Genomic DNA, 15,048 nt, shown 5'->3' with positions numbered 1-15,048 from the left:
TTATGGAAAATACAGCAACTAACTCACCGAGCCGCCGAGGCAAAAGTCTGAAATTTGATCAGGAATGGAAGGACGCAGTCGACCGTCTGCCCAAGCACTACCGCGACGAAATATGCGCCGCAATCGAAGCCTATCAGCGCGACTTGACTGTAATCGAGGTTACACCCGGCGTGCCACGGGCCATATTCATGCTCATCATGCCCACAATCCGCCGCCGCTATCGCGCACGTGAATTGCGTCGCCTTGCACGCGCCCGCAAATCAGATGCAAAATCCGCTCAATCAAGCCGCTGTGCATCCTGTCAGAACAATGTAACGCAGCCTACACCGGCTCAACAAGCCCCAAACCAACAACAATCCCAATCCACGCCCGCAGTCAAGCAACAGGCCGCGCAGCCCAAGTCAGCACCTTGCGAGCAACCTCAAATAACAGCATCCCCCTCCCCGACAACAACTGAAAGCAGCCCCGGCAAGAGCACACTCGAGAAACTGCTGCGCCACAAGCACTCCCGTCACAACCACAAGAAACACCGTCGCCATTAACCGTGGCAACCGCACATAACGGCACGACCTGCAATCCGGAAGCATCGGCCTAAGCTTCCGGTGTCAACAAAATATCGGGAACGGCGTCTAAAATCGAGCACCTCTAAAAAAAATGTCAATATTTTTTGGTATTTGTTGTAGTTTTTTCGTACTTATTGCGTCCTATGTACAGAAACGCTAAATCAACAGATGAAAAAATCAGATAACAACGACAATCGCGACTTCCAACGTATAGTGATGGAGCAAAAATCCACCATCTACTCCGTATGCTACATGTACGCAACATCCAAGGAGGAAGCCGACGACCTATTCCAGGAAACGCTCGTAAACCTGTGGCAGGGATTCGACACTTTTCGCGGCGACAGCAGCATCCGCTCATGGGTCTATCGCATCAGCCTCAACACCTGCCTAACACAGAAGCGAAAGAAACGCATTAAGACCGTACCGCTCGACATCTCTCCCGAAGTGTTCAGCAACACTACTCCCGAAGGCCGCAACAACATCCTCCTTCATCAGCGAATAACACGCCTCGAGCCCTTCGACCGAGCAATAATCCTTCTTTGGCTCGAGGATATGACCTACGAGGAAATCGCCGCCATTGTAGGAATATCCGTAAAAGCCCTCAGCGTAAGGCTCACGAGAATACGCCAGAAACTTATATCACTAAACTCCAACTCTTAAAAAGATCAACGCTATGGACGAAATAAAAGCACTTCGCGACCAAATGGCCAAAATGAAAAGCAGCCTCGACAGCTACGCGATAATCAACACCCACCTGATGCACACCGTAATAAAAGAGCGCTCTAAAGGCCTTAACCGATTAGTGATCGGTGAAATAATATTGATTCCATTCCTGTGCCTCTTCTTCTTCGGCCTGTGCTATGTACTCGACATGTCGATGTGGATTGCAATAACAATGGCCGTCGGATGTATTATCAGCGCTATATTCGACTTCAAGACCGTGAGAGTACCGAGTAAACTGATCGGTCAACTGAGCCTCCGCGACTTCAAAGCCTACCTTCTCCGCCAAAAACGCCAACGCGCCATCCAAATGGCAATCGAGCTTCCACTATCAGTAATATGGCTTGCATGGTTCCTGCTCGAATACATCGGCAACTATAAGCTGTTTGGCGATATCATCGTCGACAACACCACCAAATTTATAGCCGTTGGAGTGGTAATTATCATCGCCATCGTCGGCATTGCTGTAATCTACCTGTCAATCCAGGATACCAACAACCGGATGATTTGGGAAATCGAAGCAATGGAAGGCAAAAATCCCGCTCCGAAATCCCCCGACACGCAACAATGAACATCCCGCCCGGCTGAGAGGGAATTTATCGGGCGGGCATTATTTCCGATTTTTTATCGCCACAGGGAACTATTTGTGGAATATAGCATCTAACTTTGTAAATAGTAAATGCAAATGGAGAGATGTTCTGACTACAATAGTTCCTTTACCTCTTTGGTCAGGCGGCACGAAAAGATAATTTTCAGTGTCTGTTTCTTCTATGCCAATAACGATGTTCCGTTTGACGATATTAAGCAGGAAGTTTTAATCTCCTTATTCAAGGGATACCGCCATTTCCGTAATGAATGTTCCGAAGCCACTTGGGTATATAAGGTGTGCATCAACACATGCCTGTTTTCTTTACGGCGGCTGTCGCCCAAAATAAAGACGCTTTCATTGGATGAAATTCCCGTAATCCATTTTCAAAATGAAAACGACAATGAATACCGCGAGAAAATCGAATGGCTGTATGCCTTGATTGCCCAATTAAACCCGATGGATAAAGCATTGATTCTGATGTGGCTTGATGAACTGAGCTACGATGACATCGCCTCCAATATGGGCATTCCGAGAAACACGGTCGCTTCACGGCTATATCGTATTAAAGAAAAACTATCATCAAGAAAGGAGGTTTGAATATGGAACTTGAAGATTTGAAAACAACTTGGCAGTCAGTTAAGCCTCATATTGACTCGCAAATCAATGATGATGTGGCAAACGGGGTACTTTCAAAAAGAAGTGACATAAAATCAAGACTTTTGAAAAGAGCAATTTGGGAAGGGATAATCACAGTGATTTGTCTTATTCTTATGACTTTAAGTCCATTTTGGTCGCCCATGAAATTCCCGTACTGGTGGCTTGCGGTGTTTTGTTCAACCATTATTGTTACTAATCTATATGGCATCAGGATTTACCGCTCCATTAGGGCAATTAATCTATGGGAAGACTCAAACAATGAGATATTGAAAGTCATTTTGTCGGTCAAAAGACTATATCGCAATGTTGAACTTGCCACTGCAATAGTTTTAATCCCATTGTTAATATGGCTCTCACTTACACCGATGTTTATCCATAGCTGGAGAATGTTTTTCACATGGGGTATTACCGTGTTGGCATTCAGCCTTGAATACTTATGGTATCGTAATAACATAAAACAATTAAATAATCTTGTAAATTGGGAAAAGGAGTAATGAGTATGAAATTCATTCTTTCGCGTACTGATGACCGTGAGATCCATTCCAAGAAATGGATCGTAGGGTATGGATTGCTGTTCTGGATAGTAAGCCGTATATTCGCAATGTTGCTGGTTGTCGGGTGTGTGGCTGTCTATAACGCATTCGGCATCAACCCGGAATCCATGACCGGATTCGCAGGCAGCCCGGAAACGGCAAAAAATATTGGTTCCCTGACCTATGTGTTGATAACGGTATGCATCGTCGCTCCGTTGCTTGAAGAGTGCATCTTTCGACTCGGATTATCTTTCAAAAAATGGCAAATAGCGCTTGCCGTGGCTTCCATCCCCGCATATATTCTTTGGCAACGATTCACCTCACTGACCGCATTCTCGGTCACGATGTACATTGTTGCCATTGTTGCCGCGTTCATCTTAATATATTCACTGACAACTGAATCCTATTGGCAAAAGCTGAAACAAAAGTATTTCCGATTCGCAGTATGGGGCACGGCAATAGCATTCGGCTTGATACATCTTATTGCTTTTACCCATTATAGCCTCATGCTCGTGCCATACATGCTGTGTGTTGTCACGGTGCCATTTGCGGCAGGATGCGCCATTACCTACTATCGCGTAAATCTTGGCTTTTGGTGGGGCGTTGCAATGCACATCTTCAATAATCTCCCGGCAATATTCGTACTGCTAACAATTTAAACACCAAATATATGAAAGCACTAAATTCCCTATTTTCAGTTCTGTTGGCAAATCTTGTCGCGATTTGTGCCATCGCATGCTCCGGCAATGCTCAAAATCCATCCAAAATCAATGTTGACGAGGATATCATAGTCGCCATTTATCCTACAATCGATAATGGAGATACTGTCGAGGCCATTTCGCCATGCCTTTTGGAAGATACTGTACATGTTTCTGAATTGATTCATTATCCCGGAGATGACGGAATAACTATTCCATTCAACCTTTCTGATACAGCAAAGTATGCCGAAATAACCGAGCGCAATATTGAAAAGCGCATTGCAATAAGCATAAATGGACGGGTTCTGTCCACACCTGTTGTCAAGATGAAAATAGCCAATGGAGCTTGCTCGGTAATCCTCCCAAAATCTCAGATATCGACCATATTCCCTACGATTACATTAACCGCGCTAAAATAGCTATGGGGCTGTGTCAAAATTGGCGCAGCCCCATAGTTGTTTAGTAATGTTTAGGTTAGCTCGGCATTTTGCTTTCATACATTCCGCCGCCGTCCATCATGAGGTTGATGCCGGTAATCCATGACGCAGCATTGCTCATGAGAAACACGAAAGCGTGAGCTATGTCGGCAGGAGTGCCGCGACGCTTCATGACAATCGCGTCAGATATCTTTTTCAGCATGGCGGGGTCATAACCGGCCTCAAGCGTGGCATCGCCGTTATCGACCGAACCGATAACAACAACATTGAAGCGCACTTCAGGTCCAGAAGCGACGGCCATGCTGTGGGCCATGTTTATTAAGCCGGCCTTAGCCGTACTGTATTCGATAAATTCAGGCGACGGAGTGACACCGACCATCGAGCCGGAGAAGACCACCGAGGCATTTGGCTCCTTGCGCAGATAAGGCATACAGTACTTCGTCACGTTATAGGCGCTGATCGTATTAAGCTTGTAGGAAGCTACCATCGCCTCCGTATCCGAACCCCATAGCGGTGTCGCCTTACCCCAGCCCACATTATTGACAAGGCCTGAGATTTTGCCGAATTTGGCCACTACCTGTTCTACAAGGCTCTTGAGATCGGCTTCGTTGGTAGCATCAGCCTTTATGCCTATGCATTCGCTGCCGGTTTCCTGCTGTATCTTTGCAGCTACAGCTTTTACCTTTTCTTCATTTATATCGGTGAGGGCAACATTGGCGCCAAGCATCGCGAATTGGCGAGCCGCCTCGCTGCCTATGGCACCTGCAGCCCCGGTTATAAGTATGACTTTCCCTGAAAAGTCATACAGTTCATTTGCTGGATTCATTATTGTATTCTATTAAAATTCATTACATTATCAGTCCAATGTCTGGTTTCCGCCTCCATTGACAAATATTACTTGTCCGCTGATCCATGCCGATGCCGGCGACGCGAAGAACAACACTGCCTGAGCTATATCCGACACCTCGCCGAGTCGATTTATCGGGGTGTGTTTCAGCATCTTCTCCTGCAATTCGGGAGTAAGAATCGATGCAAGGGCTGCGGTCTTTGTCGCACCCGGGCCAACGTTATTGATGCGCACTCCGTAAGGACCGAAATCGTAGGCCAGATTGGCGGCCAAGTGATTAAGCGCGGCCTTGGATGACGAATAGACACACATGTTGGCTTCTTTGTCGATCGAGCTCATCGATGTGATGTTGACAATGCTTCCGTAGCCCGATTTGCCCATTCCGGGCACTGCAAGCTGGCTCAGACGCAGCGGAGCGAAAACATTTATACGATAGATGCGATCTACATAATTCATGTCTATCTTAAACGGATTCTCGCGGCCACCGCCTCCAAGACCCGCGTTATTTACAAGTATATTGACTGTGCCGAATGTCTTAACTGTCGTGTCAATAAGTTTTACCAAATCGGCATCCTCAAGTACGTTGCAAACCATTGATATGGCTTTTCCTCCGGCAGCAACTATTCCATCAGCGACAGCCTTGGCTTTATCGGCGCTGATATCGCTCACTACTACCGATGCGCCTGCTGCAGCCAGTATTTCGCAGCAGCCCTTACCTATGCCGTCGCCACCTCCTGTAACAACTGCGACCTTTCCTGAAAGGTCGAAAAGATTTTTAATGTCCATATTGATGATTAATTATACCATTTAGAACCCAAATTCAGACGGGCTTGTTCAGGACAATCCATGTAATTATATCCCCCACTCTGATAAATACATATACCGGCATTGAAATGCTGAAATAAGACCGCAATTTTGAAATTATTTTGTACATTTGCGCCTATGCCGTCAACTGGTATCAGCCGGCTTTTAATATACAAACTACATCCGTTATGAACAGTCGATTGAAATTGCTGTTTGCCATGGTGGCGATAGCTTCATTATTCTCATTTCAAGCTTATGGATTGACCGGCTCCTGGAAAGGTGAACTCACATTGGGTGCGACAAAACTTCCGATTGTATTCAATTTCTCGGAAAGCGGCGACGGCTCCACTCAGTGCACACTCGACTCCCCGGCACAGGGTGCCAAAGGCATTCCCGCCACGGTAGCATATTGCACATCCGACTCCATATCGCTAACTTGCAACGCCATCGGAGCATCCTACAGTGGACGGATTATGCATGATGCGATTAAAGGGTCATTCAGCCAGCGCGGTTACTCGTTTCCACTCGATCTGTTGCCTGAAGCCCCGATTGAAGAGCGTCGTCCGCAGACACCACGCCCGCCATTCCCTTATGAAGTCATCGACACGACATTTGTGGCCCCCGACGGTGCTGTAATGAGCGCTACATTGACTATGCCCGAGCGGTTGTCGGGCAATAAGGTTCCCGCCGTACTGATGGTGAGCGGCAGCGGGCCGCAGAATCGCGATGAAGAGTTAATGGATCATCGCCCGTTTGCCGTAATTGCCGACTATCTTGCACGCAACGGCATCGCCTCGTTGCGTTATGACGACCGAGGCACAGGACAATCAACCGGAAATTTCCTCACCGCCACAACCTATACGCTAAAGGACGATGCCAAGAGCGGCATAGCCTTCCTGCACACTCTTGACCGTATTGGGAAAGTAGGCGTGCTCGGACACTCCGAAGGCGGCACAATCGCTTTCATGCTCGGTGCCGAGAATGTGCCCGATTTCATGATTTCACTGGCCGGAATGGCAATCTCTGGTAAGGAAACACTTCTTCGACAAAACGGTCGCCGGCTTGACCAGACGGCGATTGGCGATGATGACAAGGAGAGCATCCTCACGCTCATTGGCCGTGTGTTTGACACGATGCACGAGCAGAACCTAAAGGGAGTGTCAACGGCAATCGACATTGACTCGATAGTGAAAGAGTCAGGATTGACTGTAAATCCTCTTATCGCATCATCGCTCAAAATGACTCAGCAACAACGAAGCCCTTGGATTGATGCCTTCATCGGATTAAATCCGCGCACTTATCTCAAACAGGTCAAACGCCCCCTGTTGGCAATCAACGGCGATAAGGACACTCAGGTCTACCCCGACAATCTGTCGGTGATACAAGAGCTTGTCCCGCAAGCCCAAATCAAGCTTATGCCCGGGTTGAATCATCTGATGCAACATGCCGTTACAGGCGATGCCGGTGAATACGGCGACATTCGTGAAACAATTTCTCCCGAGGTGCTTGAATCCATAGCTCAATTCATCACCAGCTGCTCAACCAAGTAACTTTTTGCAATTTGAAAAATATGAAAGCAATAGAAGCCAATCCTCAATTGATAGCGTCATGCGGACTTTACTGCGGTGCATGTCGCAAGTATCTGACCGACAAGTGTCCTGGATGTCATCGTAATGAGAAAGCGTCATGGTGCAAGATTCGTAAATGTGTCAGTAAACACGGATATAACACCTGCGCCGAGTGTGCCACGGCGGTTGAAGAGTGCAAGACCTACTCCAATTTCATTTCAAAAGTGTTTGCGCTGCTGTTCAAGTCCGACCGCCCCGCTTGCATCCGTTACATCAAGGAGCATGGTGAAAAGGCATTCGCCGAAGAGATGGCACTCCTTAAATGCCAGACCATGAAACGCAAATAATCATCAGACAGTCCAAGCGATGACAGTTAAGGAGATTCTACCGATCACCTCCCGAAATGAGTTTCGCAAATGGCTTGAAAACAACCATTCAGTTGAACGCGAGTGCTGGATAGCTGTCAAGCGAGGCAAAACTCCTCCTGATGACGCCCTGTGGTATCTCGATGCCGTGGAGGAGGCCTTATGTTTCGGATGGATTGACTCCACGCTTAAGTGTGTCAACGGCGTAGCCCTGCAACGTTTCGGGCCAAGGCGCAATAGCGGATGCTGGACCGAACTGAACAAGGAGCGGTGTCGACGGCTTGAATCACTTGGAATGATGACCGACAGCGGACGAAAGGTGTGCCCCGACCTTGATAAGGAATTTGTGATAGACCGTGATATATTGGATGCTTTCATGGCCAATCCTGTGGCATGGAGTAATTTCCGTTCATTCCATCCGCTCTATCAACGGGTGCGAATCGACAACATTCAGCGCAAAAAGACCAGTCGGGAGCTTTTTGAAAGTCGCCTCATGAAGCTTATTGAGGCAAGCGAGCGGTGCGTCATGATTGGCGATTGGAACGATTGCGGCCGACTGCTCGATTATTAGAAAATTCACATTAACAATAACCGTTATGTCAATAAAAGGATTGATAAAAGGAGAAACAATTAAAATCGACAACCATTCGGCAGGTCAAGCCATAGATATTGATGATCGTGGTTTGCACCTCCATAAGCGTTTTAATAAAGCGTGTAAGAAGCATGGAAAAGCCGAAGCTATAATACCATTGAATGAAGGTAATATAACATTCAGGAATGTCGACAATAAAGAGGGGAAAGAGATTGTCAATGAAATTTCCAGAACTTTAAAAGATCCCGATGTCCGAAATCGATTTGTGGGACAACTTGTAGATTGTCTTAACGATTTGGCTAAATATAAAGACATGTATATTGATAAAAATCAGAATTATGATAAAGATAATCGGAAATTGAATGATGAAGGATATCATAAATTAAAAAATATTATCAATCATGTTGCCGACATATTTGATGTGAAATCCAATGATTTAGTCGACTTTGAAAAGATTGGAGAAAAGGCAATAGCGAAATATAAAAGCCAATATTTATCGACCAAGGGCATTATGCATTTGGATGCAGAGCGCACCAATCTGTGTACCTCGAATATGTATGTTAAAGCTGATTTGCAAGAATGCTCATTTACCGTTACACGCTCAAGAAAGATGCTTGATGAGCCTTGGGTCAATGAATAACAGGCCCATTCCCATTTTATAGAGTGATTATAGGGATTCTGTGATAAATTTGCTATTTTTGTTTACAATAACCGTTATTAAATTATACCGATCATGAAATTCATTTCTTCAAAAGCCGCTTTTGCAATGGTAATGTTGCCGGCACTTGTGGCAACAATTCTTATGACGCAGTCGTGTGGCAAGTCGGGCGATGTCGACTCACTCTATCGCGACCCGTCACAACCCGTTGAGGCAAGAGTGAATAACCTGTTGTCGCAAATGACCTTAGAGGAAAAGATAGGACAACTCAACCAGTTGTCGATGCCCTATGGCGAGGGCGCTTTTGAGAATCTGTGTGACGCTGTGTCACGAGGCGAGGTGGGCTCGCTGCTCAATGTGCCCACAGCTGCCCTGTCCGACAGCCTTCAGCGAGTGGCAATGGACAGTTCCCGTCTTGGAATACCTCTGTTGCTGGCTCGCGATGTAATCCACGGCTATAAGACAGTATTCCCGATTCCGCTGGGACAGGCCGCCACATTCGACACGGCGCTTGTAAAACTTGGCGCACGCATTGCCGCCACCGAGGCGTCGAGCGACGGCATCAGGTGGACATTTGCTCCCATGATCGACATAGCACGTGACCCTCGTTGGGGACGCATTGCCGAAGGTTGCGGTGAGGATGTCTACCTCACAAGCGTCATGGCAAAGGCCATGGTCGACGGATTTCAGGGCGACGACCTCACATCGCCCTCATCGATAGCAGCCTGCGCCAAGCACTTTGCCGGTTACGGCGCGAGCGAGGCCGGGCGTGACTACAACTCCACCTACATTACCGAGCGACAGCTGCGCAACGTGTATCTCCCGCCGTTTGAGGAGGCTTGCAAGGCCGGTTGCCTCACCTACATGTCATCGTTCAACGACAATGACGGTGTGCCGTCATCGGGCAACAAGCATCTGCTAACCGATATTCTGCGCGGCGACTGGGGATTTGACGGTTTTGTCGTATCCGACTGGGCGAGTGTCAACGAAATGGTGAGCCACGGATTCTGCTCCGACCCCAAGGATGCAGCAATGAAGGGTCTTACAGCAGGCTTGGATATGGAGATGGTGAGCGGAACCTATATACGCTATCTTAAGGAGCTTGTCGAGGAGGGAAAGGTGAGCATCGACGACATCGACCGTTCGGTTGCCAATATATTGCGCGTGAAGTTCAAGCTCGGATTGTTTGAGAATCCCTATACCGGAACCCCGCAGTCGGTCAAGTATGACAAGGCGCATCTTGCCGCAGCTCGTCAATCGGCTGCCGAAGGAACGGTGATGCTTAAGAATGACAATGGCACACTGCCTCTGTCGGCCGACATAAAGCGCATCCTGGTTACCGGCCCCATGGCCGATGCTCCGCATGACCAGCTCGGCACGTGGGCGTTTGACGGAGAGAAGGACAGCACAGTCACCGTACTCGATGCCCTGCGTGACATCTACGGCGACAAGATGCAGATAATCTACGAACCCGGACTTGGATACAGTCGTGACAAAAACACCGCAGGAATCGCCAAGGCGGTAAATGCCGCAAGAAATGCCGATGCCGTAATTGCGGTAGTAGGCGAAGAGGCTATCCTCTCGGGCGAGGCGCACAGCCTTGCCGACATCAACCTTTTAGGTGCACAGGGCGAACTCATCGAGGCGTTGTCGCGCACAGGCAAGCCGCTCGTGACGGTGTTCATCGCCGGCCGACCGCTCACCATCGCCAAGCAGGTCGAGGAGTCGGATGCCGTGCTTTACTCCTTCCATCCCGGCACAATGGGTGGCCCGGCAATAGCCGACCTGCTCTTCGGCGTTGTCAGCCCGAGCGGAAAACTTCCCGTTACATTCCCCAAGAGCGTAGGACAGATACCGGTTTACTATAGCGAGAAAAACACCGGCCGCCCGGCATCGGGTCATGAAACGCTTTTGAACGACATACCCGCCGAGGCCGGTCAGACATCGCTCGGATGCACCTCCTACTATCTTGATGCCGGATTCGGACCGCTCTTCCCCTTCGGTTACGGATTGAGCTATGGCGATTTCTCCTATTCCGACCTTGCCATAGACAAATCATCCTACGGTGTTGACGACACTATAAAAGCCACCGTCACCCTCTCCAACAACGGAAAGCGCGAGGCTACCGAAGTGGCTCAGCTTTACGTGCGTGACATGGTGGGTTCGGTAACCCGTCCGGTTAAGGAACTCAAGGGCTTCAAGCGAGTTACCTTGGCTCCCGGCGAATCGACACAAGTGACATTTGAGCTTCCCGTCAGCGAGCTTGCCTTCTACGGCCTTGAAATGGAGCGCAAGGTCGAGCCCGGCGACTTCACGTTATGGATCGGGGGCGACAGCGACTGCACTCTGTCAACCAGTTTTGAAGTAACGCAATAAGTAGACATATATCACAAAGGCCACGGTAAGGGTTATTGTAGCTCCTTGCCGTGGCTTTTGTGTTATTTTATATGCCGTTACATCAAAAATTATTAACTTTACGCATCCATAAACAAATCATTATCCATTCACAGCCATGAAATTAAAAAATTTGCTGTCACTTATGGCACTGGGAGCCGTTACGCTTGCTTCGGCACAAGGAGCCTACGACTATTCACGCCTGCAGCGTGAGTCACTTGGCCGCGGTGTTGTTGCCGTGCGCGAGAACCCTTCCACGGTAATGGTGTCGTGGCGTTATCTGTCGTCCGACCCCGAGAATCAGGCTTTTGATGTGTATCGCAACGGTAAGAAAGTAAATAGCAAGCCGATAACCGAAGGCACCTTCTTCAAGGACAAAAATACATCGGATTCACAGGCGGTGTACACAGTCAAGCCCGCCAAAGGCGACCGCGCAGGTGAGTTTACGCTCCCCGCCAATGCTCCGTGCGGTTACATCAACATCGCCCTTGACCGCCCCGACCTCGGTGTCGACCCCAACGGCAGGGAGTATTTCTACAACGCAAATGACGCTTCGATAGGCGATGTGGACGGTGACGGAGAATATGAGATAATCCTGAAGTGGAATCCCACCAATTCACATGACAACGCACATGACGGATGGACCGGGCCTACCCTGTTTGACTGCTACAAACTCGACGGCACTCGCCTCTGGCGCATCGACATGGGCGACAACATTCGCTCGGGCGCTCACTATACACAGTTCATGGTATATGACCTCGACGGCGACGGATGCGCTGAAATCGTAATGAAAACCGCCGACGGCACCATGGACGGTCAAGGGAAGGTGATAGGTGACCGCCGAGCCGACTTCCGCAATCTAAAGGGTCGCATAATCGCCGGTCCCGAGTATCTCACGGTATTCAACGGAAAGACCGGAGAGGCCATGGCGACTGTGGACTATGTGCCACAGCGAGGCCAATTGAAGGATTGGGGCGACAGTTACGCCAACCGTTCGGAGCGTTATCTTGCCGCCACTGCCTATCTTGACGGGATTCATCCGAGTGTCGTGATGTGTCGCGGTTACTACGCCCGCACCGTGCTTGCCGCATTTGACTGGGACGGTAAGGAGCTTAAGAACCGATGGACATTTGACTCAAACGACCCCGGATGTGAGGCTTATGCCGGACAAGGCAACCACAACCTGCGGGTGGCCGATGTGGACGGTGACGGATGTGACGAGATCATATACGGACAGATGACTGTCGACAATGACGGCAAAGGGCTTTACTCCACAGGCATGTACCATGGTGACGCCTTGCACCTCGTGAGCGATGTCGACAATGAAAAATATTACGTGTGGGGATGTCACGAAAACCGCAAGGACGGAACTTCGCTACGTGACGCACGCACCGGCAAGGTGGTGTTTCAGTTCCCGAGCGACAAGGACATAGGCCGTTGCATGGCCGCCGACATCGACCCCAATCACGAAGGAGTGGAATTGTGGTCGCCCAACACCGAGGGCGTGCGAGCCTTTGACGGCTCCTTGATTTCACCTCAAAGCGAGTTCATAGGCGAAACTAAGGCTTCGGTGCCGGTCAACATGGCTGTGTGGTGGGACGGCGACCTGTTGCGTGAGTTGCTCGACCGAAATGAGATAAGCAAATACAACTGGGGAAACGGAAATTGCGACACGTTAATGACGATGGAGGGCTGCACATGGAACAACGGCACCAAGGCCAACCCGTGTCTGCAAGGTGACATCGTGGGCGACTGGCGCGAAGAGGTGCTTATGCGCACCGACGACAACCAAAACCTGCGGCTATATGTGACGACAATACCCACCGAGTATAGATTCCACACATTCCTTGAGGATCCGGTGTATCGTGTGAGCATCGCAAACCAGAATGTCGCCTACAACCAGCCCACGGGCACCGGCTTCTATTTCGGCCCCGACTTGAAGAAAGGCTCCAAATTCCGTGGTACAACAATAAAATGATTTTTAATTGACGAGCCGATGAAACATATATTAGCCTGTGCGGTGTCGCTTCTCGCTCTCGGACTTCATGCTCAGACAATCGAGCCGATGAAGGATGTGAACATGGTTGTCGACAACACGCCCGACAGTATCGAGCTGGCACGAACAATGCGCCCGGTGTCAGGCTCCACGCGTGTGGGCGACAATCCGGTGCTGTTTCTTGTGGGAAATTCGACCATGCGCACCGGCACGCGTGGCAATGGTGACAACGGACAGTGGGGATGGGGATATTTCATGCATGAATATTTCGACCCCGCCAAGATAACAGTCGAGAACCATGCCCTCGGCGGCATGAGCAGCCGCACATTCTACAACCAGCTGTGGGGCGATGTGCTCAAAGGAGTGCGCCCCGGCGACTGGGTTATAATCGAACTCGGACATAACGACAACGGCCCTTACGACAGCGGTCGCGCCCGTGCCTCAATACCCGGCATCGGCGATGAATCGCTCGCCGTGGTGATAAAGGAAACCGGGAAGCGTGACACCGTCTACACTTACGGTGAATACATGCGCCGTTATGTGCGTGACGTCAAGTCACGTGGGGCCTTTCCCGTGCTCATGTCACTGACACCGCGTAACGCATGGGATGATGCCGACAGCACCGTAATCACGCGTGTCGACTCGACATTCGGATTATGGGCCCGTCAGGTGGCCGAAGCCGAGAATGTGCCGTTTATCGACCTGAATGACATAACGGCATGCAAGTTTGAGCGTTTCGGCAAGGAGAAGGTGAAGACGATGTTTTACCTCGACCGCATACACACATCGGAGTTTGGCGCGCGAGTCAATGCCGAGTCGGCTGTTGAGGGTATAGCTTCAACGCCCTCACTCGGATTGAAGGATTACCTTCTACCCTCTCCGGTGGATAGCGTCACGGGTGCGTCACGCATTCAGGGTAAGCCGATATTATTCACCATAGGCGACAGCACTGTCAAAAACGAGGACCGTGACGATGACAGCATGTGGGGATGGGGAAGCGTGATCGATGAGCTATTTGACACGACACGCATAACGGTTGAGAATCACGCCATGGCCGGAAGAAGCGCCCGCACATTTCTCGACGAAGGGCGATGGGACAAAGTATATGACGCACTGCAACCGGGCGACTATGTAATCATGCAGTTTGGCCACAACGACGACGGTGACATAAACACAGGCAAGGCGCGAGGCGAGCTGCATGGCTCGGGCGACGAAAGCAAAGTGTTTCGCATGGTGGCCAAGGGGCGGAACCAGGTCGTTTACACCTACGGCTGGTACATACGCAAATTCATCATGGACGCTCTCGAAAAAGGAGCCATCCCGGTTGTGTTGAGCCACACTCCGCGCAACAAGTGGCACGACGGACTGATTGAGAGTAACGCCTCTTCATTCGGCCTATGGGCACGAGAGGCCGCCGACCGTGCCGGAGCGTTCTTCATCGACCTCAACGCCATATCAGGTGCCAAGTTTCAGGAGTTGGGTCCCGATGGCTCGGCTCCATACTTCAAGAACGATCACACTCACTCATCGCTGAAAGGGGCGCGACTTAATGCCGAAAGCATTGCCGAAGGGTTGCGCAGCACCGATTGCTCACTGAAAAATTTCCTCAAACAATAATTACACCAAC

At 49.7% G+C, this 15,048-nt stretch carries 16 protein-coding genes; 14 read left to right on the top strand and 2 right to left on the bottom strand.

Going from position 1 to position 15,048, the window contains the following annotated elements:
- The first annotated feature begins 2 nt into the window (after window positions 1–2).
- The 7 genes from E7746_RS00580 to E7746_RS00550 all read left to right on the top strand — a co-directional run bounded on the left by E7746_RS00580 (window position 3) and on the right by E7746_RS00550 (window position 4,179).
- Window positions 3–542, top strand: a complete 540-nt coding sequence (locus E7746_RS00580; RefSeq protein ID WP_136409495.1) for a hypothetical protein — start codon at window positions 3–5, stop codon at window positions 540–542.
- Between the two features lie 189 nt (window positions 543–731).
- Window positions 732–1,223, top strand: a complete 492-nt coding sequence (locus tag E7746_RS00575) for an RNA polymerase sigma factor (protein ID WP_136409494.1) — start codon at window positions 732–734, stop codon at window positions 1,221–1,223.
- A gap of 13 nt (window positions 1,224–1,236) precedes the next feature.
- Complete coding sequence (locus tag E7746_RS00570) at window positions 1,237–1,854, top strand: hypothetical protein (RefSeq protein WP_123395132.1); 618 nt, start codon at window positions 1,237–1,239, stop codon at window positions 1,852–1,854.
- A gap of 114 nt (window positions 1,855–1,968) precedes the next feature.
- Window positions 1,969–2,469, top strand: coding sequence for an RNA polymerase sigma factor (locus tag E7746_RS00565; protein ID WP_168184266.1), 501 nt, complete (start codon window positions 1,969–1,971; stop codon window positions 2,467–2,469).
- 2 nt (window positions 2,470–2,471) lie between these two features.
- Window positions 2,472–3,023, top strand: a complete 552-nt coding sequence (locus tag E7746_RS00560; RefSeq protein WP_136409492.1) for a hypothetical protein — start codon at window positions 2,472–2,474, stop codon at window positions 3,021–3,023.
- 5 nt (window positions 3,024–3,028) lie between these two features.
- Entirely contained in the window at window positions 3,029–3,721 is a 693-nt protein-coding gene (locus E7746_RS00555; RefSeq protein WP_168184265.1) for a CPBP family glutamic-type intramembrane protease, read from the top strand.
- Between the two features lie 11 nt (window positions 3,722–3,732).
- Window positions 3,733–4,179, top strand: a complete 447-nt coding sequence (locus tag E7746_RS00550; RefSeq protein WP_136409490.1) for a SecDF P1 head subdomain-containing protein — start codon at window positions 3,733–3,735, stop codon at window positions 4,177–4,179.
- A 55-nt stretch (window positions 4,180–4,234) separates the two neighbouring features.
- On the opposite strand, the gene E7746_RS00545 is transcribed toward E7746_RS00550, so the two are convergent.
- Both E7746_RS00545 and E7746_RS00540 read right to left on the bottom strand, forming a co-directional pair.
- Window positions 4,235–5,023 (bottom strand): SDR family NAD(P)-dependent oxidoreductase, encoded by a 789-nt coding sequence (locus tag E7746_RS00545; protein WP_136409489.1) that lies wholly within the window; start codon window positions 5,021–5,023, stop codon window positions 4,235–4,237.
- Between the two features lie 30 nt (window positions 5,024–5,053).
- Window positions 5,054–5,830 (bottom strand): glucose 1-dehydrogenase, encoded by a 777-nt coding sequence (locus E7746_RS00540; protein ID WP_136409488.1) that lies wholly within the window; start codon window positions 5,828–5,830, stop codon window positions 5,054–5,056.
- Window positions 5,831–6,036: 206 nt separating this feature from the next.
- Here E7746_RS00540 and E7746_RS00535 point away from each other — a divergent pair, with 206 nt between their 5' ends.
- The 7 genes from E7746_RS00535 to E7746_RS00505 all read left to right on the top strand — a co-directional run bounded on the left by E7746_RS00535 (window position 6,037) and on the right by E7746_RS00505 (window position 15,038).
- On the top strand, window positions 6,037–7,398 hold the full coding sequence (locus E7746_RS00535) for an alpha/beta hydrolase family protein (protein ID WP_136409487.1): 1,362 nt from the start codon (window positions 6,037–6,039) through the stop codon (window positions 7,396–7,398).
- A gap of 20 nt (window positions 7,399–7,418) precedes the next feature.
- Window positions 7,419–7,763: a DUF3795 domain-containing protein gene (locus tag E7746_RS00530; protein WP_136409486.1), complete on the top strand. Its 345-nt coding sequence runs from the start codon at window positions 7,419–7,421 to the stop codon at window positions 7,761–7,763.
- A gap of 19 nt (window positions 7,764–7,782) precedes the next feature.
- Window positions 7,783–8,352 carry a YdeI/OmpD-associated family protein gene (locus E7746_RS00525; RefSeq protein ID WP_136409485.1) on the top strand — a complete coding sequence of 190 codons (570 nt, stop codon included), beginning with the start codon at window positions 7,783–7,785 and terminating at the stop codon, window positions 8,350–8,352.
- Window positions 8,353–8,377: 25 nt separating this feature from the next.
- Window positions 8,378–9,013: a hypothetical protein gene (locus tag E7746_RS00520; RefSeq protein ID WP_136409484.1), complete on the top strand. Its 636-nt coding sequence runs from the start codon at window positions 8,378–8,380 to the stop codon at window positions 9,011–9,013.
- A 93-nt stretch (window positions 9,014–9,106) separates the two neighbouring features.
- Window positions 9,107–11,407 (top strand): beta-glucosidase BglX, encoded by a 2,301-nt coding sequence (gene bglX, locus E7746_RS00515; RefSeq protein ID WP_136409483.1) that lies wholly within the window; start codon window positions 9,107–9,109, stop codon window positions 11,405–11,407.
- Between the two features lie 136 nt (window positions 11,408–11,543).
- Complete coding sequence (locus tag E7746_RS00510; protein WP_136409482.1) at window positions 11,544–13,403, top strand: rhamnogalacturonan lyase; 1,860 nt, start codon at window positions 11,544–11,546, stop codon at window positions 13,401–13,403.
- 87 nt (window positions 13,404–13,490) lie between these two features.
- On the top strand, window positions 13,491–15,038 hold the full coding sequence (locus E7746_RS00505; RefSeq protein ID WP_136411267.1) for a rhamnogalacturonan acetylesterase: 1,548 nt from the start codon (window positions 13,491–13,493) through the stop codon (window positions 15,036–15,038).
- Window positions 15,039–15,048 lie beyond the last annotated feature (10 nt).

The organism is Muribaculum gordoncarteri, assembly GCF_004803695.1.
In the GTDB taxonomy this organism is placed as follows: Bacteria; Bacteroidota; Bacteroidia; order Bacteroidales; family Muribaculaceae; genus Muribaculum; species Muribaculum gordoncarteri.
This window is presented reverse-complemented; position numbering and strand designations above follow the sequence as displayed.

Bases quoted from the DNA above. Each gene is read 5' to 3' on its own strand.
- E7746_RS00580 (WP_136409495.1), top strand. From the start codon at position 3: ATGGAAAATACAGCAACTAACTCACCGAGCCGCCGAGGCAAAAGTCTG.
- E7746_RS00575 (WP_136409494.1), top strand. From the start codon at position 732: ATGAAAAAATCAGATAACAACGACAATCGCGACTTCCAACGTATAGTG.
- E7746_RS00570 (WP_123395132.1), top strand. From the start codon at position 1,237: ATGGACGAAATAAAAGCACTTCGCGACCAAATGGCCAAAATGAAAAGC.
- E7746_RS00565 (WP_168184266.1), top strand. From the start codon at position 1,969: ATGGAGAGATGTTCTGACTACAATAGTTCCTTTACCTCTTTGGTCAGG.
- E7746_RS00560 (WP_136409492.1), top strand. From the start codon at position 2,472: ATGGAACTTGAAGATTTGAAAACAACTTGGCAGTCAGTTAAGCCTCAT.
- E7746_RS00555 (WP_168184265.1), top strand. From the start codon at position 3,029: ATGAAATTCATTCTTTCGCGTACTGATGACCGTGAGATCCATTCCAAG.
- E7746_RS00550 (WP_136409490.1), top strand. From the start codon at position 3,733: ATGAAAGCACTAAATTCCCTATTTTCAGTTCTGTTGGCAAATCTTGTC.
- E7746_RS00545 (WP_136409489.1), bottom strand. From the start codon at position 5,023: ATGAATCCAGCAAATGAACTGTATGACTTTTCAGGGAAAGTCATACTT.
- E7746_RS00540 (WP_136409488.1), bottom strand. From the start codon at position 5,830: ATGGACATTAAAAATCTTTTCGACCTTTCAGGAAAGGTCGCAGTTGTT.
- E7746_RS00535 (WP_136409487.1), top strand. From the start codon at position 6,037: ATGAACAGTCGATTGAAATTGCTGTTTGCCATGGTGGCGATAGCTTCA.
- E7746_RS00530 (WP_136409486.1), top strand. From the start codon at position 7,419: ATGAAAGCAATAGAAGCCAATCCTCAATTGATAGCGTCATGCGGACTT.
- E7746_RS00525 (WP_136409485.1), top strand. From the start codon at position 7,783: ATGACAGTTAAGGAGATTCTACCGATCACCTCCCGAAATGAGTTTCGC.
- E7746_RS00520 (WP_136409484.1), top strand. From the start codon at position 8,378: ATGTCAATAAAAGGATTGATAAAAGGAGAAACAATTAAAATCGACAAC.
- bglX (WP_136409483.1), top strand. From the start codon at position 9,107: ATGAAATTCATTTCTTCAAAAGCCGCTTTTGCAATGGTAATGTTGCCG.
- E7746_RS00510 (WP_136409482.1), top strand. From the start codon at position 11,544: ATGAAATTAAAAAATTTGCTGTCACTTATGGCACTGGGAGCCGTTACG.
- E7746_RS00505 (WP_136411267.1), top strand. From the start codon at position 13,491: ATGAAGGATGTGAACATGGTTGTCGACAACACGCCCGACAGTATCGAG.